21 protein-coding genes and 1 other RNA gene are annotated in these 26426 nt (G+C 42.7%); 6 read left to right on the top strand and 16 right to left on the bottom strand.

Annotated features, from left to right (window positions below; all coding sequences use genetic code 11):
• Positions 1 to 42: 42 nt before the first annotated feature.
• Together M1F03_RS15665 and gltB are read right to left on the bottom strand one after the other, a co-directional pair.
• Positions 43 to 1458 carry an FAD-dependent oxidoreductase gene (locus M1F03_RS15665; RefSeq protein ID WP_318839999.1) on the bottom strand — a complete coding sequence of 472 codons (1416 nt, stop codon included), beginning with the start codon at positions 1456 to 1458 and terminating at the stop codon, positions 43 to 45.
• A 10-nt stretch (positions 1459 to 1468) separates the two neighbouring features.
• On the bottom strand, positions 1469 to 5932 hold the full coding sequence (gene gltB / locus M1F03_RS15660; protein ID WP_154621893.1) for a glutamate synthase large subunit: 4464 nt from the start codon (positions 5930 to 5932) through the stop codon (positions 1469 to 1471).
• Positions 5933 to 6890: 958 nt separating this feature from the next.
• On the opposite strand from gltB, the gene arcB reads away from it, so the two are divergent.
• The 3 genes from arcB to mtgA all read left to right on the top strand — a co-directional run bounded on the left by arcB (position 6891) and on the right by mtgA (position 10854).
• The gene (gene arcB / locus M1F03_RS15655; RefSeq protein ID WP_163862993.1) at positions 6891 to 9236 is read left to right on the top strand and encodes an aerobic respiration two-component sensor histidine kinase ArcB; all 2346 of its coding nucleotides are present in this window, start codon (positions 6891 to 6893) and stop codon (positions 9234 to 9236) included.
• A 233-nt stretch (positions 9237 to 9469) separates the two neighbouring features.
• Positions 9470 to 10120 (top strand): isoprenoid biosynthesis glyoxalase ElbB, encoded by a 651-nt coding sequence (gene elbB, locus M1F03_RS15650; RefSeq protein WP_251464673.1) that lies wholly within the window; start codon positions 9470 to 9472, stop codon positions 10118 to 10120.
• 8 nt (positions 10121 to 10128) lie between these two features.
• A complete protein-coding gene (gene mtgA / locus M1F03_RS15645) occupies positions 10129 to 10854 on the top strand; it encodes a monofunctional biosynthetic peptidoglycan transglycosylase (protein ID WP_251464672.1) in 726 nt (241 codons plus the stop codon).
• Between the two features lie 60 nt (positions 10855 to 10914).
• Here mtgA and dolP read toward each other — a convergent pair whose 3' ends face one another.
• From dolP to M1F03_RS15625, 4 genes are read right to left on the bottom strand one after another with little or no spacing between them, the layout of a single operon-like run.
• Positions 10915 to 11490: a division/outer membrane stress-associated lipid-binding lipoprotein gene (dolP, locus tag M1F03_RS15640; protein ID WP_154621957.1), complete on the bottom strand. Its 576-nt coding sequence runs from the start codon at positions 11488 to 11490 to the stop codon at positions 10915 to 10917.
• Between the two features lie 9 nt (positions 11491 to 11499).
• Positions 11500 to 12090, bottom strand: coding sequence for a DnaA initiator-associating protein DiaA (gene diaA, locus M1F03_RS15635; protein ID WP_070928925.1), 591 nt, complete (start codon positions 12088 to 12090; stop codon positions 11500 to 11502).
• Between the two features lie 20 nt (positions 12091 to 12110).
• Positions 12111 to 12494: a YraN family protein gene (locus tag M1F03_RS15630; RefSeq protein WP_154621958.1), complete on the bottom strand. Its 384-nt coding sequence runs from the start codon at positions 12492 to 12494 to the stop codon at positions 12111 to 12113.
• 48 nt (positions 12495 to 12542) lie between these two features.
• Positions 12543 to 14291, bottom strand: a complete 1749-nt coding sequence (locus M1F03_RS15625; RefSeq protein ID WP_251464671.1) for a penicillin-binding protein activator — start codon at positions 14289 to 14291, stop codon at positions 12543 to 12545.
• A 60-nt stretch (positions 14292 to 14351) separates the two neighbouring features.
• Here M1F03_RS15625 and rsmI point away from each other — a divergent pair, with 60 nt between their 5' ends.
• On the top strand, positions 14352 to 15224 hold the full coding sequence (rsmI, locus tag M1F03_RS15620; protein WP_154621960.1) for a 16S rRNA (cytidine(1402)-2'-O)-methyltransferase: 873 nt from the start codon (positions 14352 to 14354) through the stop codon (positions 15222 to 15224).
• A 52-nt stretch (positions 15225 to 15276) separates the two neighbouring features.
• Positions 15277 to 15649, top strand: an RNA gene (gene rnpB / locus M1F03_RS15615) — RNase P RNA component class A.
• A 221-nt stretch (positions 15650 to 15870) separates the two neighbouring features.
• On the opposite strand, the gene dagF is transcribed toward rnpB, so the two are convergent.
• From dagF to M1F03_RS15565, 10 genes are all read right to left on the bottom strand, one after another.
• Entirely contained in the window at positions 15871 to 16611 is a 741-nt protein-coding gene (dagF, locus tag M1F03_RS15610; protein ID WP_196713619.1) for a 2-dehydro-3-deoxy-phosphogluconate aldolase, read from the bottom strand.
• Between the two features lies 1 nt (position 16612).
• Entirely contained in the window at positions 16613 to 17725 is a 1113-nt protein-coding gene (locus M1F03_RS15605; protein WP_251464670.1) for a DgaE family pyridoxal phosphate-dependent ammonia lyase, read from the bottom strand.
• On the bottom strand, positions 17709 to 18848 hold the full coding sequence (locus tag M1F03_RS15600) for an amidohydrolase/deacetylase family metallohydrolase (protein WP_318839998.1): 1140 nt from the start codon (positions 18846 to 18848) through the stop codon (positions 17709 to 17711). Before M1F03_RS15600 ends, M1F03_RS15605 begins: the two co-directional genes overlap by 17 nt.
• A gap of 25 nt (positions 18849 to 18873) precedes the next feature.
• The gene (locus tag M1F03_RS15595; RefSeq protein WP_154621964.1) at positions 18874 to 19524 is read right to left on the bottom strand and encodes a DUF4310 family protein; all 651 of its coding nucleotides are present in this window, start codon (positions 19522 to 19524) and stop codon (positions 18874 to 18876) included.
• A 2-nt stretch (positions 19525 to 19526) separates the two neighbouring features.
• Positions 19527 to 20318, bottom strand: a complete 792-nt coding sequence (locus tag M1F03_RS15590; protein ID WP_163862983.1) for a DUF4311 domain-containing protein — start codon at positions 20316 to 20318, stop codon at positions 19527 to 19529.
• 27 nt (positions 20319 to 20345) lie between these two features.
• Positions 20346 to 20642: a DUF4312 family protein gene (locus M1F03_RS15585; RefSeq protein WP_154621966.1), complete on the bottom strand. Its 297-nt coding sequence runs from the start codon at positions 20640 to 20642 to the stop codon at positions 20346 to 20348.
• Complete coding sequence (locus M1F03_RS15580; protein WP_154621967.1) at positions 20642 to 21007, bottom strand: SFCGS family glycine-rich protein; 366 nt, start codon at positions 21005 to 21007, stop codon at positions 20642 to 20644. The genes M1F03_RS15585 and M1F03_RS15580 overlap by 1 nt, the downstream gene beginning before the upstream one ends.
• 18 nt (positions 21008 to 21025) lie before the next feature.
• On the bottom strand, positions 21026 to 21364 hold the full coding sequence (locus tag M1F03_RS15575) for a transcriptional antiterminator (protein WP_163862981.1): 339 nt from the start codon (positions 21362 to 21364) through the stop codon (positions 21026 to 21028).
• Between the two features lie 1153 nt (positions 21365 to 22517).
• Complete coding sequence (locus M1F03_RS15570; protein WP_196713616.1) at positions 22518 to 24452, bottom strand: BglG family transcription antiterminator; 1935 nt, start codon at positions 24450 to 24452, stop codon at positions 22518 to 22520.
• A 208-nt stretch (positions 24453 to 24660) separates the two neighbouring features.
• Positions 24661 to 25362, bottom strand: coding sequence for a pirin family protein (locus M1F03_RS15565; protein WP_251464669.1), 702 nt, complete (start codon positions 25360 to 25362; stop codon positions 24661 to 24663).
• A 128-nt stretch (positions 25363 to 25490) separates the two neighbouring features.
• Here M1F03_RS15565 and M1F03_RS15560 point away from each other — a divergent pair, with 128 nt between their 5' ends.
• Positions 25491 to 26387, top strand: a complete 897-nt coding sequence (locus M1F03_RS15560; RefSeq protein ID WP_154622010.1) for a LysR family transcriptional regulator — start codon at positions 25491 to 25493, stop codon at positions 26385 to 26387.
• The last annotated feature ends 39 nt before the right edge of the window (positions 26388 to 26426 follow it).

The following is a 26426-nucleotide window of genomic DNA, read 5'->3' as shown; positions in this document are numbered from 1 at the left end:
GAGGGTTTCCCCTCTGTTTTTATTTTGCGATCTGTTCGCTGATTAAACGCCCATAAAGCATAAGATACCATCTGCCGCTTTGCGCCCTTCAGCAATTGCCGTCACCACTAAATCAGAACCGCGAACAATATCTCCCCCAGCAAAAATTTTGGGGTTTGATGTTTGGTAAGCTAACAGCTCATCACAGCTTGCAATGATCCGCCCCTGAGCGTCTAGCTGCACATTATGCTCTGCTAGCCAAGGCATGGCATGTGGGCGGAAGCCGAATGCCGTGATCACCGCATCCGCTTGTAATAAGTGTTCAGAACCCTCTATAACCTCTGCTTGAGCGCGTCCATTTCTAGCCTCACTCATCTGTGTTCTGACTACTTTGACTCCACACACATTGCCTTTCTGATCGACTTCAATACTCACCGGTTGTAAATTGAATAAAAATTCAGCCCCTTCTTCTCGAGCATTTTTCACTTCTCGTGGTGAACCAGGCATACTTGCTTCATCGCGACGATAAGCACAAATCACCTTTTTCGCGCCTTGTCGAATAGCGGTACGCACACAATCCATTGCGGTATCACCGCCACCGAGGACGACAACCTGTTTGTTTTTAAGGTTGACATAAGGTGCATCGGCTGGGTTTTCAAAGCCCATTAATTGGCGAGTGTTGGCAATAAGGTAAGGTAAAGCATCATACACTCCCTTTGCATTCTCATTGGCGAGTTGTCCTTTGGTGGACTGATAAGTTCCTGTACCAATGAATACGGCGTCATATTCAGCAAGTAAATGATTTAATGGCAGGTCTTTACCAATCTCGGTATTGAGTTTGAATTCAATCCCCATTGAGGTAAAGATCTCTCGACGGCGGGTCATAATTTCTTTTTCGAGTTTGAAAGCCGGAATACCGAAGGTCAGTAACCCACCAATTTCAGGATGGCGATCGTACACGGTCGCTTGTACGCCATTGCGAGCTAACACATCGGCACAGGCTAGACCAGCAGGCCCAGCTCCAATAATAGCAACGCATTTATTCACAGGGACAACATGAGAAAGGTCAGGACGCCAGCCCATTGCAAAGGCGGTATCGTTAATATAACGCTCAATATTACCGATAGTGACAGCGCCAAAGTCATCATTTAAGGTACAGGCACCTTCACATAAACGATCTTGAGGGCACACTCTACCACAAACCTCAGGCAAACTATTGGTTTGATGAGATAGCTCTGCGGCCTCGATAATACGTCCTTCATTGGCAAGCTTGAGCCAATTGGGGATATAGTTATGCACCGGACATTTCCATTCACAGTAAGGATTACCGCATGAAAGGCATCGATCTGCCTGTGTCTGAGCTTGGATCGCGCTAAAAGGCTCGTAGATTTCTACAAATTCAATTTTACGTACATTTAACGTTTTTTTAGGCGGATCAACACGTTGTAAGTCGATAAATTGATAAACATTCTGGCTCATTTTTCTCTCCTTACTGTGCTTGGACGCGTAATTCAGCCGCAGAACGGCTACGGTGGCCTAAGAGTGCATTGATATCGCTTGATTTGGGTTTGACCAAAGTAAAGTGGCAAACCCAATTTTCCCAATCCGCGAGAATGGCTTCACCGCGCGCTGATTGCGTCAAACGGACATGTTCAGTAATTAATCCACGCAGATGTTCAGCGTGAATTGGGTAATCATTGACTGACAGTAGTTCCACCATCTCATTGTTGACCCGGCGTGAGAAGTGAGATTCTTCATCAAGCACATAAGCAAAGCCCCCCGTCATACCTGCACCAAAATTGATCCCCGTGCTGCCAAGGACACACACTATCCCACCTGTCATATATTCGCAGCCATTATCACCAATTCCCTCAATAATCGCCGTTGCGCCTGAGTTACGGACCGCGAAACGCTCACCCGCAAGGCCTGCTGCATAGAGTTTACCGCCTGTTGCACCATATAAACAGGTGTTACCAGCAATAGTGGTTTTATGGGTGGCAAATGAAGAGCCCACTGGTGGACGGATAGCGATAACGCCTCCTGTCATCCCTTTACCAACATAGTCATTGGCATCGCCCGTTAAAATTAATTCCACTCCACCTGCATTCCAGACACCAAAGCTTTGCCCAGCCGTTCCTGTAAAATAGAGCTGTAATGGTGTGGCTGCGAAGCCTTGATCACCGAAGCGACGAGCAATTTCACCAGACAAGGCGGCACCAATTGAACGGTCGGTATTCATGATGTCATAGAAAAAGGTTTTCGATTGCTTCTGAGCCAAATAAGGTTCTGCATCTTGTAAAATGCGTTGATTCAGTAAGCCTTCATCAAATGGAGGATTAGTTTCTGTACAAAAAACGGCTTTCTCTGGCTGCGGTTCGCTCGTTTCTAACAAACTTTGCAGATTAATTCGGTTTTGTTTAGCGGTCGTTCCTTCAATAATCTCGAGTAAATCGGTACGACCAATGAGGTCGGTGAGTTTAGTGACGCCTAATGCCGCCATCAGTTCACGCGTTTCTCTGGCAATAAATCGAAAGTAATTGATAACACGTTCTGGTAAACCATGGTAATGATGTTGTCTTAATGTTTCATCTTGTGTTGCAACACCCGTTGCACAGTTATTGAGATGGCATATGCGTAGATATTTGCACCCAAGGGCAACCATTGGGCCGGTACCAAAGCCAAAGCTTTCAGCACCTAGTATTGCCGCTTTGATGATGTCTAGGCCTGTTTTGAGACCGCCGTCCGTTTGCAAACGAATTTTATGGCGCAAACCATTGGCGACAAGTGCTTGTTGAGTTTCAACAAGGCCTAATTCCCATGGGCATCCCGCGTACTTCACTGAGCTAATAGGGCTAGCACCTGTGCCTCCATCATATCCCGCAATGGTAATTAAATCGGCATAGGCTTTTGCAACACCGGTTGCGATAGTACCAACACCGGGTTCTGAAACCAATTTAACGGAAATCAAAGCATGTGGGTTAACTTGTTTAAGGTCAAAAATCAGTTGTGCCAAATCTTCAATCGAATAAATATCGTGATGTGGTGGTGGGGAGATCAGTGTAACGCCCGGCACGGAATAGCGTAAACGTGCGATATATGGCGTGACTTTATCTCCGGGGAGCTGGCCGCCTTCACCCGGCTTAGCCCCTTGAGCAACCTTGATCTGGATAACATCAGCATTGACCAAATACGCAGGCGTTACACCGAAACGCCCTGAGGCAACTTGTTTGATTCGAGAACGTTTTTGTGTGCCATAACGCGCAGGATCTTCACCTCCTTCGCCAGAGTTTGAAAAACCGCCCAATGTATTCATCGCAATCGCGAGGGCTTCATGGGCTTCTGGGCTCAATGCACCGATCGACATGGCGGCAGTATCAAAGCGAGAAAATAGTGCTTCTTCAGGTTCAACATCGGCTAAGGAAATGGCTTTATTTGTCAATTTTAATGCTAACAAATCACGAAACGTCGCCGTAGGGCGATTGTTCACGAGCTGAGCATATTTTTGGTAATCATCATAATTGCCGCTGTGCACTGCATTTTGCAGGGTTTTGACAACATCTGGGTTGTAGGCATGATATTCCCCATTATGCATATATTTGAGCAAGCCACCTTGTTCTATCGGTAGACGGGGTAACCATGCTTTACGAGATAAATTAAATAGATCTAACTCAAAGTCACTAAAATTAGCCCCGCTGACGCGGCTAACGACACCCTCGAAACACAGTTGAGTCACTTCTTCATGTAAGCCCACAGCTTCAAATAATTTCGCGCAACGGTATGAGGCGATTGTCGAAATACCCATTTTCGACATAATTTTATATAACCCTTTATTGATGCCGTTACGATAATTCAATAACACTTTGCCAAGTGGTTTATCAAAAAGTTGGCTTTCAGACATAGCAGCCAGCGACTCGTAGGCTAAATAAGGATAAATCGCTGTCGCGCCAAAACCTAACAAAACGGCAAAGTGATGTGGATCTCTGGCACTTGCTGTTTCAATGATTAAGTTAGCATCACATCGTAAATTATTTTCGACTAAGCAGCGTTGGACCGCACCGACTGCCATCGCGGCAGGAATAGGGAGGCGCTCCGGAGAAATATTTCGATCAGAAAGTACGAGTAAAACAGCACCGTCGAGAACTTTTTGTTGGGCTTCTTGGCAAAGATTTTCAATAGCTTGTTTTAATGAGTGGGTTGACGATGCGTAAGTCATGTCGATAGTCTGTGTTTGATAATAGCGGCTATCTTGTTGACATAACTGTTGGAAATCAGAGTAGAGCAAAATAGGGGACTTGAAACTCAATCGATGAGCCTGCCCTTCAGCTTCGCAAAATACATTCATTTCTCGCCCAATACAGGTGGCGAGTGACATGACGTGAGCTTCCCTCAGCGGATCAATCGGTGGGTTTGTGACCTGTGCAAACATTTGACGGAAATAGTCATAGAGAATACGTGGTCGCTGTGACAATACCGCAAATGGAGTATCATCCCCCATTGAACCCGTCGCTTCTTGACCATTTTCACCAAGCACACGAATAACTTGTTCTAATTCTTCGCTCGTATAGGCAAATTGCTTTTGATAGGTTGCCAGCGTTTGATTATCCATTGAGCGCTGACCAACGGTATCTTGTTGTTGCTCCATCGCTTCAAAAGGAATTAAGCGAATCACATTTTTTTCAAGCCATTGCTTATAGGGATGGCGGCTTTTTAAGTCGTTATCGGTCTCTGCACTCTGTAAGATGCGGCCTTCTTGAGTATCGATAAGCATTAATTCACCGGGGCCAACACGCCCTTTTTCAACGACTTCATCGGGTTGGTAATCCCAAATACCGACTTCCGATGCACAGGTGATCAATTTATCTTTAGTAATAACGTAGCGTGCTGGACGTAAGCCATTTCTATCAAGATTACAGGCAGCGTAGCGACCATCGGACATGACGAGTCCTGCTGGGCCATCCCAAGGTTCCATATGCATGGAGTTAAAATCAAAGAAGGCTTTGAGGTCTTCATCCATATCAGGATTATTTTGCCAAGCCGGAGGTACTAGTAAACGAATCGCCCGAATCAAATCCATCCCGCCATTAAGTAACAACTCCAGCATATTATCTAGGGAGCTAGAATCGGATCCTGTTTCATTAACAAAAGGTGCCGCTGACTGCAAATCAGGGATAAGGGGAGTTCGAAATTTATATGAACGTGCTCTAGCCCACTGGCGGTTACCCGTGATCGTATTTATTTCACCATTATGAGCCAAAAAGCGGAATGGTTGCGCTAATGGCCAGCGTGGTATCGTATTGGTTGAAAAACGCTGATGGAACAGGCAAATAGCGGATTCCATGCGTAAATCAGCAAGGTCAGGGAAAAAGCGCGGTAAATCGGTGGCCATACATAGCCCTTTATAAACCGTCACAAGGTTAGAGAGGCTACAAATGTAAAAATCACTATCGGTAATACGTTTTTCGATACGACGACGGGCGATGAATAAACGTCTTTCGAGATCTCGAGGGCGCCAGCCTGCGGGCGCATTGATAAAGAGTTGTTCAATCTTAGGGAGACTTGCGAGGGCAATACTACCGAGAATTTCACGGTTAATAGGTACTTCACGCCAGCCAACAATCGCTAGAGTTTCATCTAAGATCTCTTCTTCAACAATACGCCGGCAGTCAGCGGCAATCGCGTCATCTTGACTTAAAAAGATCATACCAACAGCATAATTGCGTGCTAAGCGCCAACCCTGATCCTGTGCAACTAAATGAAAAAAACGGTCGGGTTTTTGCAATAGCAATCCACATCCATCGCCCGTTTTACCGTCGGCAAGGATCGCTCCACGATGCTGCATTCTTGCAAGTGCGTGGATTGCTGTTCTGACGATTTTATGGCTAGGCTCACCTTCAATATGAGCGATAAGGCCGAAGCCACAATTGTCTTTTTCTAATCTTTTATCGTACAGCATAGATTCTCCGTCGTCTTTCGTACTACAACGTTGTTACCTGCGTTTTGCTCCCTAGTCAGCTTGAACTGTGTCTAAGGATTCATTCTCCTATCGCCGAGTTGTAGTGTGAAATACAGGGAAGAAGAGTCCTGTAAAGACCATAACTACAACTGTTTTAGCGTACTTCTTTGCTCATTCATTACAAATCTAATAAATTCAAATGGTTAGTTTCTATAAGCAGAACGAACTCATTGTTTTTAATTTACTCATTTATTATTTATTCATTATTTTTAGTGGCTAATCTTCTGCGCACACCAAATGACAGCGTCAGTAATTCGCTGTTTTCATTATTAATAAAAATAAACAGTGTATGAGGGTAATCGTTATGTATACGTCATCAGATGAGAGGGCGGACACGGTAAGGTTTTAAATTAGCGAGATTCTTTTTCTAGGTCAAATAGCGCGTAAATAACATTATTTGCGATATAAAATAATGTTATTTAATTGATTAAGAAGAAAAAAGTTACCAAAAATGCTTTTGTGACACAGGTCTTGTTTTTGTAAATGCTGTGATATACATCACTAATAAGTGCGCTTTTTGGTCGCAACTCTATCGGGTTTTACTTATTAGGTAATGATATATTTTTAATTTTTAAATTTATCTGGTTTTTTGCTCTGTTTTTTGTCGTTTTATAAAATTAATAAGATAACGGGAAATCATCATAAATACTTATGATTTTGAAAAATAAAGTTTATTTTTCATTTTTAGTGCTATTTTGGCTTGATTATATTAAATATTACATTATTTTATTTGGTAATAATAAAGCGATGACCATAAAGATTTCATCGAGTACGGTGAAATATCGTGTCGATAAAAACACTTAAGATTAATGAGCCGGATCGACATTTTTTACCAACAATGAATCGAATGTGCCTCATTTGATATATGATTCAGTGAGTATCATATTAAGGGGTGGTTATGAAAGTACTTCGCGGTCTTGCGCAATATTATGTCGATCTCATGATGAAGCTAGGGCTAGTTAGGTTTTCTCTCCTGCTTGCATCTGCGTTGGTCGTTCTGGCGATGATAATGCAAATGGCAGTAACCATTGTGTTACGTGGGCAGGTCGATAGTCTCGATCTCGTCGGTTCTATTTTCTTTGGCTTAATTATTACGCCTCTGGCTGTTTATTTTTTATCTGTTGTTGTTGAACAGCTGGAAGAGTCACGACAACGCCTCTCTCGCATGGTTGATAAGTTGGAGGTGATGCGTAAGCGTGATGCAGAACTAAATAGTCAATTACAAGGCAATATTGAGCAGCTAAATCAGGAAATTATTGAGCGTGAAAGGGCAGAAAGAGCCCACCTTGAGTTGCTTGAGCAATTAAAACAAGAAATGAAGCATCGCGAGCAAACTCAAATTGAGCTTGAACAGCAATCTGTGCTGTTACGCTCATTCCTTGATGCCTCACCTGACTTGGTTTATTACCGCAATGAGAATAACGAGTTTTCAGGGTGTAACCGAGCCATGGAGTTACTCACAGGTAAGAGTGAAAAACACCTCGTTGGTTTAACGCCGATGGATATCTATGATATTGAAATCGCCTCAAAAGTTATGGAAACCGATGAAAAGGTTTTCCGTCACAATGTCTCGCTTACCTATGAACAATGGCTTGTTTATCCTGATGGTAGAAAAGCGTGTTTCGAGCTACGTAAAGTTCCTTTCTATGACAGAGTGGGTAAACGACACGGTTTGATGGGCTTTGGTCGAGATATTACGGAACGTAAGCGTTATCAAGAGGCTTTAGAGAACGCAAGTAGGGATAAAACAACGTTTATTTCTACAATCAGCCATGAATTACGTACACCACTTAATGGTATTGTTGGGCTGAGTCGTATTCTATTAGATACCGACCTAACAGCTGAACAAATGAATTACCTAAAAACGATTCATGTCAGTGCAGTCACATTGGGGAATATTTTCAATGATGTGATTGAAATGGATAAAATTGAGCGTCGTAAGGTACAACTGGATAACCAGCCTGTTGTATTACCGCAATTTGTTAATGATTTAGAAAACCTTAGTGGCTTGTTAGTGCAACCGAAAGGTTTGAGATTTGTGATGGATGTTGCGACAGGCCTACCAGAGACAGTGCTGACAGATGGCACACGACTTCGTCAAATTCTATGGAATTTAATTGGCAACGCCGTCAAATTCACGCAGCAAGGTGAGGTTAAATTAAGCATCTGGCGAGAAGGAGAAGACAAACTGTTTTTCAGTGTGCAAGACAGTGGTATTGGTATTCCGAAAGACGAACTCGATAAAATTTTTGCGATGTATTATCAAGTGACCGATAGCGCTGGTGGTAAACCTGCAACAGGAACTGGCATCGGTTTATCGGTATCGCGTCGTTTAGCCCAAAACATGGGGGGAGATATTCAGGTTGAAAGTGAAATAGGCAAAGGTTCAACCTTTACGCTTTCGATCGTTGCCCCTGTTGTTGAAGAAGAAGTTATCGATTCTCAAGAAAGTGATGATGACTATCCATTACCAGCCTTGCATATTTTGCTGGTGGAAGATATTGAACTCAATGTGGTTGTGGCGTGCTCTGTGCTAGAAAAATTGGGTAACACCGTTGATGTCGCAATGAATGGCAAAGAGGCGTTAGCGATGTTTACCCCTGGTGAATACGATTTAGTGTTGCTGGATATTCAGCTCCCTGATATGACTGGAATTGATATCGCACAACAATTAAACCAGCGTTATCGCAAAGACGAACTTCCTCCGCTCATTGCATTGACTGCAAATGTTTTAAAAGATAAGAAAGAGTATTTCGACGCAGGAATGGATGGCGTTTTAAGTAAACCACTAGCGGTATCCGCCCTTAAACAGGTCATAGAGCAATACTGGGGTGAGAATACCAACGAAACGCCTCAGGATGGCGTACAAAGCGTTTCTAGCGATACCGATGAGTCAGTACTCGATTGCGAAATGCTAGAACAATACTTGTCGTTGATCGGTCCGAAGGTCATTTACGATGGCCTTGAAGTCTTTGAAAAAATGATACCGGGATATTTGGCTATTTTAGATTCCAATATGGTGGCTAAAGATCAGAAAGGTATCGTTGAAGAGGCGCATAAAATTAAAGGGGCAGCCGGTTCTGTCGGATTGAAGAACCTACAAAACATCGCCCAGCAGATCCAATCACCTGAACTTCCTGCTTGGTGGGATAATGTACAAGAGTGGGTTGATGAATTAAAGCAAGATTGGAAGTCGGATATAGAAACTTTAAGAAACTACGTTGATAGACGTACAAAAAAATAACCCCAACCGAAGTTGGGGTGCGCGAATACTGCGCCAACACCAGGGAAATCGTTGATCTACCTATGGTTTTCTTTTTGGGCAGACCTTTAAAATTTGATTACTGCTCAAGGGAATAATACCAAGATACCAAATATTAGCGATTTTGTTACAAGATTCATTAAAATCTGTGATGAAGATTGATGTTTATTCCCTTTTCGCGGTTCAGTGATAATTTACTACAAATGGAGCAAGATATGAAATCAATTGCGGTTATTTTAAGTGGATGCGGTGTTTTTGATGGAAGCGAGATTCATGAGTCAGTGTTAACTATGCTTGCTTTGAGTAAAAAAAATGCTGAAGTTCATTTTTTTGCACCAAATGAATCTCAACCTACTGTAATAAATCACATTACTGGTGAATTGAAAAAGGATAATCGTAATCAAATGGAGGAAGCTGCACGTATTTCTCGTGGGAAAATAGCGCCTTTATCCTCTGCTGACGCAAATAAGCTGGATGCCCTCATAATTCCTGGTGGTTTTGGTGCGGCAAAGAATTTATGTGATTTTGCGGTTAAAGGAAGTGACTGTGAAATTAATAAAGAACTATTAAGTTTAGTCCAACAAATGTACCAGCAGAAAAAGCCTCTAGGTCTGATGTGCATAGCACCGGTCATGCTTCCTAAGCTCCTCAATACTTCAGTTGAATTAACAATTGGTAATGATAAGGAAACGATTGCTCAGATCGAAAAGATGGGGGGTAAACACATTACCTGCACAGTGGATAATATTGTAGTCGATCATGCTAATAAAGTTATTACGACTCCCGCTTATATGCTGGCTCAATCAATCTCCGAGGCTGAAGTCGGTATTAATAAGCTCGTTGAGAAAGTATTAGAAATGGCATAATTGACTCGATGAGCATGATAATTTCTCGATTATGGCGCTGGTTACGGAAAGTTTTGCTTTCGCTAGTCGCGGTTTGGTTTTTGACTGTGATTGCGTTTAAATTCGTGCCAGTGCCATTTTCTGCTGTCATGGTAGAAAGGCAATTATCCGCATGGATAAACTTAAATTTTTCTTATGTTTCTCGTTCGGAATGGGTTGATGAAAATCACATTTCTCCTTACTTATATTTGGCTGTTATAGCAGCAGAAGATCAAAATTTTCCTCATCACTGGGGTTTTGATCTTGAAGCTATAGAGAAGGCTTATAAGCATAATATGAGTAAAAAAAGCACAATTCGAGGGGCTTCAACTATCTCTCAACAGACAGTAAAAAACTTGTGGTTATGGGATGGGAGAAGCTGGATAAGAAAAGGCCTTGAAACATTGATGACTCCTGTTATGGAGCTTATGTGGTCAAAAACAAGAATATTGACTGTTTATTTAAACATAGTTGAGTTTGATGAGGGGGTTTTTGGGGTTGAAGAGGCATCAAAAAAATTCTTTAAAAAGTCAGCAAATCAACTAACTATGGAAGAAGCTGCACTATTAGTGGCTGTTTTGCCGAATCCTCACAGGTTTAAGGTAAAATCACCCTCTTCATATGTGTTAAAGAGACAGGCTTGGATCTTGAATCAGATGTACCTTCTTGGGGGTAGGAATTATCTGAAAAATAATACCATCGGTCCTGACGAATAAAAAAGTCATGAATTTTCATTCATGACTTTTCTTTTTATAACAATATATTATTGTTTATGATTAATTGAGATAGGTGAAAGCGGTCGTGACACGACGAACACCTTCTGTTTCACTGGCGATTTTTGCCGCAGCATCCCCTTCTTGTTTGGTTAAAATACCCAATAAGAAGACTTCACCATTTTCAGTAATCACTTTCACGCTGGATGACTTCACAGCATCACTGGTGAGGATCTTTGATTTCACTTTCGTTGTCAGCCAAGTATCTTTTGACGCGGTGCCTAAATCAACAGGTTCACCTTGACGAACTTCATTATAGACAGCGTTAGTTCCTTCAACATTTGCTGCTATTTGTTTTGCTCGCTCAGCCCAAGATAAATCAGGGCTTTGACCTGTCAGCAAAACATTTCCTTTATAAGCGGTCGCAATAATGCGAGCTTTGCCTGTTATGTCTTTATCTTTATTCAATTGGCCGCTGACGCGCGCTTCTAACGTACCATCATCAACTTGTTGGCCGACAGAACGTGGGTCAGTTGCGCTTTTTGTCGCAACCGCAGCAGAACCGACAACGGCAGCGCCGATACAGCCTTGTAGCATTGTCATACTAAGAATAATGGCTACTATTGGGAGTAATCGCATTTTTGCTCCTTAATCATCCTGATGAGGGAAAAGTGTATTATCGATGAGATCACAAAGACAATTCACCGTAAGAAGATGAACCTCTTGGATTCTGACACTACGTTGTGATGGTATACGTATTTCAACATCTTGTGGTCCCAAGAGACCCGCAAGTTCGCCGCCATCATAACCTGTCAGAGCAACAATTGTCATATCACGAGTGACAGCGGCTTCAACGGCTTTGATAATATCACTGCTATTACCATGTGTTGAGATAGCCATTAAAACATCACCATGCTGACCGAGTGCTCTCACCTGTTTAGCATAGATTTCAGTGGGTTGTTTGCTACCGGAAATGGCCGTTAACACTGCATTATCCGTATTGAGAGCGAGTGCGGGTAGGCTTGGACGCTCAGTTTCAAATCGGTGGATCATGCTAGTCGCAAAGCGTTGCGCTGTTGCGGCAGAAGCCCCATTTCCACAACATAAAATTTTGTTACCGTTTAGCAGTGATTGAACCATCATCATTGCTGCGCGTGATATAGCATCGGGCAGCGCTTCTGCTGCTGCTATCTGAGTTTGAATACTTTCTGTAAAACAGACTTTAATTCTATCCAGCACTTGCTTATTTTCCTGTGAAATTAACCAACATGTTCACTATCGTTAAAGGCATTCTGTATCCATTCAAACTGACGATCAGTAATCGCACAGATATCAAAACGACATGCAGTAGTTTCGAAGCTTTCTTGTTTTTCGGCAAGCCAATATTTAGCAGCAGCAATCAGTTTCCTGCGTTTGCATCTATCGATTGATAAGAGTGCGCCACCATATCGTTTGTCTTGACGAAAACGTACTTCAACAAATACCCAACCAGTATCATCGCGCATAATTAGGTCGATTTCACCATGGCGATTTCTGGCATTTCGCTCAACAAATGTTAACCCCTGTTGTTGCAGGAAGGCCTGTACTTGACTTTCATAGTACCGACCAGCTAACCATTTTAATGTTTTTTTGAGAGGTTGCATGACGTCCTTGTCTTAAAGTTGGGCAATCATCCTAATTGCACGGCAAGATTATCTTGCTAATTTGATTTGTCCTTGGTTGAACTGTAACCAAGGAAGGTCGCGGTAAACAACACAGTTTTCTCCCACACTCAAAGTACCTGATGCACCTTGTAGACGGAATTGGGCATTTTGTTGTAGTTGATCGTAGTTATTCGCTAGCGACCAAGCATCGATACCTAACGCATAGAGGCGCAACAACGAATAATCATTATTTATCTTTTGTTGGGCCTGTTTGCGTAAATTGTTATTTGCACCAGCTAATAATGGAATATCACTGAATTTTAAGCCTTCCATTTCGAAACGAAAATCAGCGCCATTGCCGGCTTGGTTACTGCGTGAACTTGCATATAGGGCTGGGCGTTGACGGCTACTAATCGCCATTTCAATCATCGGCTTGATCAAGGTTAGCTCATCACGAGTGGCAACAATATAGACCGCATCGATAGAATTAGAGGAACTCATTTGAGGCTCTGGTTGTGAAAGCTCAGGATAGTTTTGCCCATCAATCGATTTTGCTGCAACAGGGGGATTGACGACGACAGGTGTACCGGTCATACGAATCCCCGCGCCTCGGTTAATCGACTCTTTCAGCGAGGCCACAGAACCAAAAGATTGTTTAAGGACGGTAGCCCCCCCTTTTGATTGCCACTCTTCAGCAAATGCTTTGGCAATACGTTCACCAAAGGCATTGTTCGGCACTAAAATTAATGGCGCTCGTTTACCCTCAGCCATGATATGTGCCGCGGCATTCTTAGCTTCATCTTCAGGAGACAGTGAAAAATAGCAAAGGTTGGGGCGGGGCTGCAATTTATCGGCATCTAACTCATTCAGAGTTAGGACACTTAACGGCGAACCTGCTTGTGCAATCGCCTGTACTTCAGGTTTCAATAACGGGCCTACCACTAAAGTAAAGCCTTCACTTTGGGCTTGTTGCAACAACTGAGAGATTTGCTTTCCATTGGTATCAAATACTTTGATACTTTGGGAATTGGTTGGTGTAGCTGCAATACTCAAAGACGGGTTAACGATATCAGCATCATTGGTTGCATTATCATTACCTGTTGCCGCGGCCACCTCAGCGTAAATTTGCTCTAATACATCATTATGACTACTTTGCTCAGGCGTTGGTGCTGTATTTGACGTTGCAGCCGGCGCTTGTGGTAAACCTTTTTGTGCATCCATGAAGCCTTTCATGATAGCTTCACCGAAAACTTTTCCTTGACCACTCATTGGCAGAAAAAGGGCTATTTTAGGGTTTTTACCGACAGGTGGCTGCATGGATTGTAGCAGTTGGCTAGGCGGTGTTTGTGCTGCTGGGTGATTTGGATAGCGAATTTTCCAATCATCAACACCTGCTTTTAGCGTTGCAACATCATCTCGATTATTGAGATAAATATCGAGTAAATCGACCCAGCCTGCTAAGGTGATTTCGTCAGCGCCAATGCCTTGAATTTGCTCAGGCGTCATTTGTGTTAACATTTGCCATGTGCTATCGATATTGGCTTGGCGGGCTGTTTGTTCGGTCAATAAGGCTTCTTGACCAATATAAGCACGCAGAACATCGCTAGAAGGCTTACCTTGCGCGGAATCAATGATAGACTGATACCGATTTATTTCGGAACTGATCTGTTCCGGTGTCGTTGGGGTAATAGGTGCTTTGTTATCCCCTGTAAGCTGACAGCCTGACAGCATTAAAGCTGATAGCATTGCTGTGCAGATTAACCCTTTTTTTACATGCAAAAAAATTGAAGGACGCATACTGTATCCAGTGGTGTATTTTCAGTTGCTTAATTTTAAACCGGCTATTCGGATGAAACAATGAATCAACCTAATCAAGCAGTGGTTATGGCATCCACGCTGTATATCGTGCCCACCCCTATCGGTAATATGGGCGATATCACGCAACGTGCGTTGGATGTTCTTAAACATGTTGACCTTGTCGCTGCAGAAGACACACGGCATTCAGGAATACTGTTACAGAATTTTGCCATTAATGCACGCATGTTCGCCTTGCATGATCATAATGAACAGCAGAAGGCAGATCAATTAATTAGCAGACTTCAACAGGGCGATAGTATCGCATTAGTTTCCGATGCAGGTACACCTTTAATTAACGATCCTGGCTATCATTTAGTCACTCGTTGCCGTGAAGCGGGGATCCGTGTTGTGCCATTACCCGGAGCATGCGCTGCAATCACGGCGCTTAGTGCCGCGGGTTTGCCTTCTGACCGTTTTTGCTATGAGGGATTTCTGCCCGCCAAAAGTAAAGGCAGAAAAGATGTCCTTAAAGCACTTGAACGAGAGACGCGTACATTAATTTTTTATGAGTCAACACATCGCTTACTCGATAGTTTAGCAGACATGATTGAAGTTTGGGGACCCGAGCGTCATGTGGTGCTTGCTCGTGAAATCACAAAGACTTGGGAGTCAATTGAAGGACGGCCTGTCGGGGAGCTATTCGCTTGGGTAAAAGAGGATGAAAATCGTCATCGTGGTGAGATGGTGCTGATAGTCGAAGGCTATAAAGCAAATCCGGATGACGATGACATTTCACCTGATGTTATCCGTACGTTGAATCTGCTACAGCAGGAGCTCCCCCCTAAAAAAGCGGCAGCGATTACGGCTGAAATTTATGGCTTAAAGAAAAATCGCCTTTATAAATTGATGCTTGAACAACCTAATAACGATTGATAACTGCATAAACCCCTATACAAGGCTAGGCAAAGTGCCTATAATCCGCAGCGGAGTTGGCCAGACAACCGCTGCTCTATCGTTGTCCTTCGGGAGACGGGTAGAGGGGAGGAAAGTCCGGGCTCCATAGGGCAGGGTGCCAGATAACGTCTGGGAGGCGCAAGCCTACGACTAGTGCAACAGAGAGCAAACCGCCGATGGCCTGTTTACAGGCACAGGTAAGGGTGAAAGGGTGCGGTAAGAGCGCACCGCGCGACTGGCAACAGTTCGTGGCACGGTAAACTCCACCCGGAGCAAGACCAAATAGGGGTTCATATGGTGCGGCCCGCATTGAACTCGGGTAGGTTGCTGGAGCCAGTGCGCAAGTGCTGGCCTAGATGAATGGTTGTCCAAGACAGAACCCGGCTTATCGGCCAACTCCAATTTTTTCATCATACTTCAAACCGTGGCTGCGTTAGCCCTAGTGACATACCTTAGTATGCACCTAGGGATATCTTCGTTTTGCCGCCTTGCCACAACTGGAATGACTGAGCAAAAATTCCAGTGATCCAGTTGCTGCCTTACCATAACGTGAGTTACTGAGAAAAAACGTCAGTGCTATTCAAACTTATTAAAAAAGAATCACTGCTGACGGTTTTTTAAATAGCTACTTAACGGCTTGTTTAACCATTTCTAGCAACTTACGCACATCGTCTGGACGGGTGTCGCCGCTTTCTTTATCAATGATTGAACTGTAAATGTGCGGAATAATTTTCTTCACACCAGCATCGAGGGCGATTTGCAGGATTTGTGGAAAATTCTCCAAATCAATGCCACCTGTTGGTTCTAGTGAAAAATCAAACTTCGCACAGGCTTTAGCAACCGCTTTATATTCTTCAATATAAGTTAATCCTTTCATATTAAAGAACTTGATAGAGCTTGCACCCATATCTTTCAGCATCATAATGGCGGTTTCAACAGGAACGATTCCTTCTGGCGCCTGAGAACTGAGTGGGCCAGTAGAGATTTTTACCATACCAACAGTACCACTCGGTGACACTAACGCGTTGACAAACGTTTCATTTTGTCCAAGCAGTGCACGGCTAATCGGTGCACCTGTGAACACTTGGTTGACGTGCTGTGGTTGGATTTCCTGAGAAATTAATGAAACCATGGTGGATTGATTAGGGTCACCTGCCCCAAGTCCTACAGATAGCGCATTATCGGTCTCTTTTGCGTAAACACGCATATCCGCAATCGCGCTATCTAAATCAGGGTAATTTTTCGATAGTACACCAACAACGACAAAGGTTTCAGCTGCTTGATAGATATCTTTGGCATTTTGATGGCTGCCAGCGAGGACATTCAGGCAAACACGGTTTTGGTAAAAGTTTGGTGATAATTTCATGTTAAATTCCTTTGACTAACAAACGGATACGCTCTGCAATGATATTCAGTTGATCATTGCTGACACTGCGAATATCCGCTTCTACCTTACCTTCATTGGCTTTATATTCGCGAAAGTAGATTGCAGTATCCCCTTGTTTTAATTCGCTCATGATTTGATAGGTCGTTTTACCCATCATTTTTTCATCAAAGCTAATTTCAGCGCGGGCGATATCACGTCCGGCAGCATCCCATACGATGCGAGCCGAAATCGCAGGGATCCCATTGAGCTCTTCAATAAAGCCATTCATGCGATTCACCATTTCAGCGCCAGTTTCTTTTGTGGCGGTTAAGTATTGTTCTATCGCCAGTGTTAATCCTAAAATGCCTTCCTTGCCGACTTTCATTGCGCGGCCAATACCTTGGCTTTGGCGTTTTACCCATTCGATATAGGTTTTTTTACCCACAACGAGGCCGCTGGTTGGTCCTTCGATCGCTTTAGCACCACTGTAAATCACTAAATCAGCGCCTGATTGATAGTAGCTGGTCAGATCTTCCTCTGCCGCGGCGTCAACGATCAGTGGCACATGATGTTGACGAGCAACAGCCGCGGCTTCGCTCACGCTAAGCATACTTTTTTGCACTGTGTGGTGGGATTTGATGTACAGAATAGCTGCTGTTTGTGGCGTGATCTTCGCGGAAAGTTGAGCCGCCGAACATTCATTAGCAAAACCCGCTTCAATCACTTTGCCGCCACCGAGTGTGATCATCGTATCGACGGGGGCACCAAAATTAACGTTATGACCTTTGGGTAAGACGATTTCACGTGGAACAGCCTTAGAGGATGCGTGTAAATTTAGCAGCAAGTCATCGTCATCACGTACAATCACAGCAGCAACGGCTTGTGCGATCCCCGCGGAAGCACAAGAAACCACAACGGCACTTTCAACATCAAGTAATTTCGCAATGTAATCGCCAGTTTTATTCACTAAATCTTTAATTTCAAAATAGTGATTAAGGCCATAAGCGACACGTTCAACCACCTCTGGTGTTGGGGTTGAAACGCCAAGAATGGTCATGCGGCCAGAGGCGTTAATCACGTGTTTTAGTTGATACTTCTCATAAATCGATTGCATGTTCAGATTCGCCTTCTGCATGAATAATATGTTTTCCACCAATAATCGCGGCAATGGGTACAAAGCGATGAGTACCGATGCGGCGTTCGCCTTCAGCATCCGTGAGTTCAGTGGCTTCTTCTTTTAAATCAAACAGTGTGATGTCGGCATCAAAGCCAGGCTTTAAATAACCTTTTGCAGGTAGAGCTAATAAATCGGCGGCTTTTTCTGTCACACAGCGCAATATTTTTTCTGCGCTAAAGCCCATACACAGGAATTTGGTCATCACAAAAGCAAGGCTATAAACTGGACCATTAACCCGATTTCGATGATAGATATCAGAGCTAATAATGTCTGGATAGGTACCAATACGCATCGCTTGTTCTGCGACTTTAAAGCTAAAGCTTTCACCGCCATGACCGACATCTAAGATCACACCGCGCGCAAGTGCACGTGCAATCGACGGTTTTAAATTTCCATCATTATCAAGAATGCGATTCGGCTTACCATTAAAGCAGTGAGTAATAATATCCCCACGCGTCAATAAATCTGCAATCTCATCAATATTAGGTGGGTTATTACCAATGTGTACCATTAATGGCAATCGATGCTTTTTCTGCATCTGTTTGGCTTTGAGGAGGGGAGCAATACCGTTGTCACCAACGACACTTTTACTCATGCGTGCTTTCATTCCAACAACAAAACCTTCGTGGTGTTCTATCGCCTCTTGGAAACAGGTTTCGTCGATATTATTCATATCAGATAATTCATTTTGCGCGATAATACCGATACGTGAAATGTTTAATAAGGAAAATACGTTAGTCTGGGCTTTTTGTGTTAGCTGATAAAATTTATCAATATCATCAGCACCGACACTGCCTGCATCAACCAGTGAGGTAACCCCACCAGCAGCACCTGCTAAATCGGGCTCATCAAAGTAAATAGGTGACTCCACAAAACAGTGCGCGTGCGAATCAATCCACCCTGCGCTGACATAGGTTTTTCCTTTTAGATCAATCCATTTTTCAGCTTGTTGGTTGCAGGCCAACGCCGGGCCCGCAGCTTCGATCTTTCCATTTTTAATCAGAATATCGATTAATGTTCCATCGATATGTTTACCCTGTTTGATGATTAAAGAATACATAATTACCTTCTTTGCTATTTAGTCATTAGGCGGCGAGAGGGAAGAAATAACCAAATAACATCGCGCCTAAAATTGCACCACCTGCGACAGGTTTCTGCCATACATAGAAGATGAGTGAACCAATCAGCGAACCAATACCAATCGGAATGGAGGCAGCCATCGCAGCCAAAATAATTAAAGGACCTAAGAAACGACCGGACGTATTACCTGCTCCCATCATTATGTCAGCACCGAATGTCGAGTTGGCTTGTGCGATGGTAAATTTACGCGCAAATACAATGATCAAGCCAATTAACACGCCGAGTAACAAACCAGTAATCAGGGAGATCCAGAAATTGGTAACCAAAATATCCCAACCCGCCGCAAGAAATAGCGCTGGGACGCCAAGGCCAATACCTGTTTGTAATGCACCACCGATATCCAAAATACCGACTAGGGAGCCTTCGATGATCCGTGCGAACAGGAAGCTCGCACCAAATGCCGCAACAGCGCCGTAAACGCCTGTATCTAAGCCTGCTTTTAACATTGCGACGAAAGCAACTTCGTTAAATGCGCCGAATCCGTAAACAACATACATGTGAGTCCCAGCAAAAATGCCTGCTGATAATAGCCCGACAAAAATAGGGAACGACCACTCAGCGTACCAAAAATCTTGTTTGTTAATTTCAGTTGTCATAATTATTTCCCGCTCAGTAATCCATGGATGTATTCAAGCCACAGAGGTTTATCTAAGTTGAAAGAGGTGATCATCTTCAGGTCAAACTCACGGAAGAAGCCACTTAAAACAAACAGTAAGACAACGGTGATCATCATCGTACGTGTGACACGGTTCCAGCCGTTATCATCAACACCTTTACCGATCAGGATACCCAGAACCAAGCCAGGGATAGCATTTCCCATAATGAGTTGTGCACAGCCACCGAAAAGGGTAGCCCAAAAACCTGAGCGTCGACCTGCATCCATCGCGGCTAACCAGAAAATAACTGGCATTACGGTATTTACCAGTAGGTTTGCAGCAGGCACTAATACGTTGATTGCTGTCGTTTGTAACGCAGCAGGAACAGCGGACGCTGTTGTATTTAAGAAGGCAACAACCAATGCACCGATAATGGTACAAGCTAGAGCCATTTTTTTCGGGTTATGCAGTGTTTCAGCGACATTACGGTTTTTAGAGAGCAATGCAGCCGCACCCCAGTTAGGAATGATGCGGTGGTCAACGTCTTGTGTGAATGCACCGGCGGCAACCGAGGATGCCCATGCGTTAAAGAAGAAGCCTAAACCGAACGAGAAGTGAGAAGCAGGATCGCCTTCACATGCATTCAGTTCGCCGAGTGTACGGAATGCCCCCATCCCTTGGACTGTAGGAGCGTGGAACATGCGGGCAGCACCTGCACCAAGGCCAAAGCCACATAGGCCGCCTATAATGAGGGACATACCCAGTATTTCTAAGAAAGATGCAGTTTCACTCATGGAAATGCCTCCAGACCTGAATTGTTTTTATTGTTCTGTAAATGGTATTTCGTTGACAGAAAGTAGGGTGACATCTAGCGAAACGTCGAGCACCACACGGAAATGTTCACGTTTGCGCGGCAGAAAAACGAAAAGAAACTTTTCTGTCCGCGAGTGCGAATATGCACTCACAACGGCAACATCCTTAGGTTCGATTCGCAGGATAATGTCATTGCTCTCTTTTAGTACCGTGCGTTGAATCGAGTTCAGTGCATCAGCAATGGCTTTTTGTTTGCTGTCACCTTGCCCAGAGACTCGCACAACCGTTTCGATAGATTTCTTCATTACGCGTCGCCGTATTTTTTGAGGTAAGCTTTAACTAAACGCTCGCCTAATTCTTCTTTATCCATAAAGCCAAAGCCTAAAACAGTGCAACCCTCAGCAATCGCGGTTTCGCCTTCCTCAATCGAGCGCATGCCATAACGCGCCTTATAGCCGTATTTAGTTTGTGCTGTGATAGCACCTGCACCACCACTTCCACAAAAGGAGATACCTAAATCAGCGTGTTCAGCATTCATAACATCACCGAGCTTCATATCTGCCGCTACACCCGGGACAACAATGGCTTTACCGCCTGCACTTTCAACTCCTACTGCCACTTTTTGGCCTTTTCCTAAACGGTCTCCGATAGCAACAACAACTTGTTTCATAGTGATATTCCTCAAAAATTAATCATTCGAACGGATAACTTCAAAGTGAACAGAGAGTAAAAATGTCTCTTCTGGCGCGAGCCCTGGTAGGGTATCGACAACGCGTTGCGATAAAGCAATCGAGTGTTCTGAAATCTCATCAAATAGGCTGATATCGACTTCAGGTAAGGCTTCACCCGTTTTAGCTCTAACCACCATGGCTCTAAGATGAGACTCCAACATCTGTTGTTGTACATCCGTGGTGTAGCAATTTTCCTGTTTAAGCCAGCCACTAATGACGGCCAGCAGTTCTTGTGTTACCTCATCGATATCGAGGTTATTTTCCGACATCTTAAAAACGACAACTGATTCACTCATAACTGTTTAAAATCCAAGGTAATAATGCAATTAAACTGCTTTGTTCCTTTATGATAAATACCTTAGTCGCTTCAAGAGAACTTGTGCAGACATTGAATTTCCACTTGTAAGTGGAAATTAATTGGAAGGATATAACGTGCTTTTGTGTATGAAATCCGAGCTAATCGGAAATTAAATGGAAATTTAGACTTTTTTCGAGTATTGAAAATAAGTAGTCTTAAGTAGGGAGCTACATTAATGTATTAAAATTCAACCTATTAATGATTTTCTGCTAGTGATGGAAAACAGGCATTGTGATTAAAAAAGAAGTGGAAATGAAAAAGTGGAAATAGGCGCTAAAGGTCATTTTGCATTTCCACTTACGAATATGGCACAACAAAAAGGCGATTTTGGTGATAAATAAAATGATGGATTTGCGGTCATGATCACGCAAAATGCGGGAATAGCGATTTTTCCAATAATAAGTGGAAGTGTAGGTTTGACTCAAAAGATCTTTCCAGAAGGATAAATTCATCATGCTAAGGTATAGAAGCAATAGGTTATTTGATGATGATGATATTCATGGTTAGTAATTAAAATTGATTGTTGATGAATTCATAATAACTTGAGTCGACCTGTATTTATCTAGGCTGTCTTTACATCCATAGGAAAGAATGATGGTTGGTTTAGCTAATAATCCGCTAGATAATTGTAAACGTTAAAGCTAGCCCCACCATTTTCTATTATTTATGAGTAAGGGGTCAGTCTTATTTCAATCAATAGACCACAAAAACCCTTATGAACTTATTTTGTTTGCAATCGGCTGTAAATTGAAATGTTTTATATTGTTTATCAAGGTCTCTCTCTTAGTTGAGGTTAAACATATTTTTCACCGTGGATTGAGTCATGCCTTAATTTTTATGTGCTGTCTACGCGTAGAATAATCGTAATTTAGTGTGATTGTTATAACACTTGTCGTTCTGCCGTACTCTTAAATCTATTTGCTTTACCCAAGAAGCATTCGGACGTTCAGCCATATTAATACTTCTATTAAACTGAAGTAATATCATATTGCTAGAGTTTTCAGTCCTTGGGTATGACCTCTACGTTTATTAATGGCCATCTTTTGTGTATTTCTTGCTTAAATGATTTATTTCGACTGAATTTTTAACCCCTATATTCGCGCTAGGCTGTCCTTAGCAATGACTTGGAACTCATTGAAATTCTTAACAGTGATAAGTCTACGGGTGGTTTTTTCTTTCACAAACGTGACAAACAGGTCGTAGATCGCCATGGCTTCTTCATAGTCAGCTTTACTGATTGCCAGCAGGAAAATCACATACGCGTTTTCTTTCGTCTCTCTATTCCATTCAATACCTTTGGGGGCGACAATGGTGACAACCACTGTTTTATTTGCCAGTAAGCCTAAAGAGTGGGGTAATGCAATTCCTTCACCAAGCAAAGTAGAAACAATCGATTCACGTTCTTGTAATGAGGGATAGAAATCAGCAGTGACATAGCCATCTTGTTGTAATTTATGGCAAACGGTTTGGAATAAAGTTTCTTGGCTGATCTTGTCATTAATCACCATAAAGTAACGTTCATCAAAGAAGCGTTCAATAATATAAGGGCGAGTTTGATCCATCATTGCCAATTTACCGACTTGTTCTAATTGATAAGGCGTCGGGAAAGGGGCTATTTTTATGACAGGCTTATTCTTTTCCGAAATACGCACTGTGGTGATCACAAAGTCTTCCTCGACCTCATCTAACGACTCATATTCTTGCAGTGTTAGTCCTCGGCTAAATTTGAGTTGTGGAAACTCACGCATGATCTTTGATTCAACAACTCGAAATGTTGAATTTCCAGCATCGGTGACGACAAGCACTTCTGTTTGACGAATTGACCCTGCACCATAATTCCTTTCTAGACTGACGCCGATATGCACCGCAAGATAGCCAAGTTCATCTTCATTGATGGGGTAAGGCAGTAATTGCTTACTGGCACTGGTGAGTGCGCTGAGAGTGACATCATATGCAAAGGGATAATATTGTTTTATATCACTTAATAATGGATTAGGGGTAATAATGTGATATTGAAGCCGTGTCATTAATGCAGCGATGTGAGTATTGAGATCCTTTTTCAGCTTTTCATCACTGCGTAGGTCATAGTTATACAATTCGTTAATATAATTAAGAATATATTCAACCAATTCATTGTGATTAGCACTTTTTTGCTGAGCGGCATCTTGATGACTGATCCGCTGGGCGATGATTTGATCATGTAGGTAACTCAGCTCTGCACTGGATAAGTCGTTTCCAAGAAAATAGATCAATCCTTTAGAGACTTCTTCACAGGCTTTACGTAGCGTCTCTTCACTATCATGGTTTTTCACCGTAGATGTTAATTCATGACCACGAGTAATACGTAAGATCGTCACAGCACAGTTGAAAACCAAATATAAGTGCCCCTCATTACTTAAGCGAACATCGAAACGGTTCATGCTGTTATGAAGAACCTTATCGATATAGGTTAAATCGAGGTTATCTAAACACTCAGGCTGAAAAATGGATAAGTCCTGATTAATTTGCAATGAAAAACGTCGCCAAAGGGTTTCTGTCATACAGGCCCGAATAGCCCATTCGCTCCCGTTTAAACGGATCCCTTGATGGGGAATGCTTTCTAATAAGATCTGATATTTCTGCAAATGTTCTCTGACAATGCTCATGTCTTGTTGCAGGGTTCCACGGCTAATAAACCACTCTTCGGCAATATCATCCAATTTTACTGGCAAAGACAGCATTAATAGTTTTAGCAGTAAGGCATCGACACGCTCTTTACTTGTCCGAGGGATACTATTTTCGACTTGAGTTTGTTGGGTCAATTTAGCAAAAAGCCCTTCATCATCGATTTTTAAGCGATAGCCACGGCCTCGCTCATAGAGAATATGGGCACTGTAGTTTTGTATTAGCTCATTTATTTCATTGATATCAGAGCGTATCGTCCGTGTTGAAACAGAAAAACGCTTTGCGAGCTCATCTTGAGGGACAACCTCTTCGAGTATACTTGCAAAAATTTGATTAAGTCGCTGTTGAGTGAATAAAGCCACAAAAATACCTTCTAGACCTAAAATAATAAGCTTAATAACCAAAATACCCACTCTATTTTGGCTGACTATTGCTTGGACTCTATCATAAGGCTATCAACATGCGGAGTATGGAAGATCATAAATTTGAGAATATCTTCGCAAAAAAAGAGGATTTTTAGGAGGAAGGCATTTTTTGAGGGGCCAAAAAAGAAAGTTGGCCCTTCAAAGGTTATTCACCAATATCAATAAGTAAAGCGCGCATTGATTTTGCTGATGAGAGTGTTAACGTATTTTCGTCCTGAATGAAAACGCCATCATTGCAACTCATTTCTATTGTGTTACCACTACTACCTTGTAGGCGAGCTCCACCGTGAATAGATTGGAGATAAGCATTTTTTCCCTTCAACTGAATGTGTTGTGGATTATCTGACGTGACATTAAGCTGTGTAACCCAAATTTGTTGACGTAATTGAATACTGCCATTTACCCCATCGGGTGAGGCGACTAACATGTTACTTTCTGTTGGTAAACTGATCTTTTGAGTCGGATAATACTCTTGTTGCGGGCAAGCATTTAACCACAACTGTAGGCGTGTTAAGGGTTTATGTGAACACATATTGTGTTCGCTATAACTTAAATCAGGGCGTGGTGAGAAGCGGATACATTCACCTTCACTGACTTCAATTTTATTTCCTAAACTATCGCGATACTCTGCACTGCCTTGTAATACAAAATTAAGAATATCCACATGTGGGTAGGTTTTAGGCTGAAAAGCACTCTCAGGTGCGATAACTTCCTGATTAAGTACTCTTAATGTCTTAAATCCCATAAAATCAGGATCAAAGTAATGGCCGAAGGAAAACGCGTAACGCGCTTGTAACCAACCATAGTCAGCCTTACCACAGTGTTTTACTTGTCTTAATGTCATCATGGTGGCTAACCCTCCTTCAATCGACAAAAATATACAAAAATTTATATTGTTATAATAAATAGCTGGACGTTGAATTGTTAGCCAGTTAATCTGTTTACTTCATTCAAATTTACTGAAAGAGATATTCCATGAGTAAAGAGAGAGCATTAACACTTGAATCATTAAGGGTGATGGATGCAATCGACCGGCGTGGTAGTTTCGCTGCTGCTGCTGACGAATTGGGTCGAGTGCCCTCGGCGCTCAGCTATACGATGCAAAAATTAGAAGAAGAATTAGATGTTATTCTATTTGATCGTTCAGGGCATAGAACGAAATTCACTAACGTTGGCAGAATGCTGTTAGAGCGAGGCAGAGTATTACTTGAAGCCGCGGAAAAGCTAACCTCCGATGCTGAAGCGCTGGCTAAAGGCTGGGAAACTCACCTGACAATTGTATGTGAAGCATTAATACCTGCATACTACTTATTCCCCTTGGTTGATAAGTTAGCAGAAAAATCAGACACGCAACTTTCTATTTTAACGGAAGTACTCGCGGGAGCGTGGGAGCGGCTTGAGAGTGGTAAAGCTGATATTGTCATCGCTCCAGATATGCATTTTCGCTCATCGTCTGAAATTAACTCTAAATCCTTATACAGCATTAACCATGTATATGTGGCTAGTCCAGAACACCCGATTCATCAAGAACCAGAACCGCTTTCGGATACAACTCGCATTAAATATAGGGGGATTGCTGTTGCTGATACAGCACGGGAGCGTCCTGTTATCACTGTGCAGCTATTAGATAAACAGCAAAGATTAACGGTATCAACGATCGAAGATAAGCGTAATGCTTTATTGGCTGGATTAGGCGTGGCAACGATGCCATATCCTATGGTTGAACAGGATATACGTGAAGGACGTTTACGCGTTGTTAGTGCGGAATATAGCCATCAAACGAATATTATTATGGCATGGCGTCGAGATAGCATGGGAGAAGCAAAATCTTGGTGCTTACGAGAAATACCTAAATTATTTGTTAATAAATAACGAATAAAAAAGCACCTCTATACAAGATATATAGAGGTG

It is taken from the genome of Providencia sp. PROV080, assembly GCF_033688105.1.
Classification (GTDB): domain Bacteria; phylum Pseudomonadota; class Gammaproteobacteria; order Enterobacterales; family Enterobacteriaceae; genus Providencia; species Providencia zhejiangensis.
This window is presented reverse-complemented; position numbering and strand designations above follow the sequence as displayed.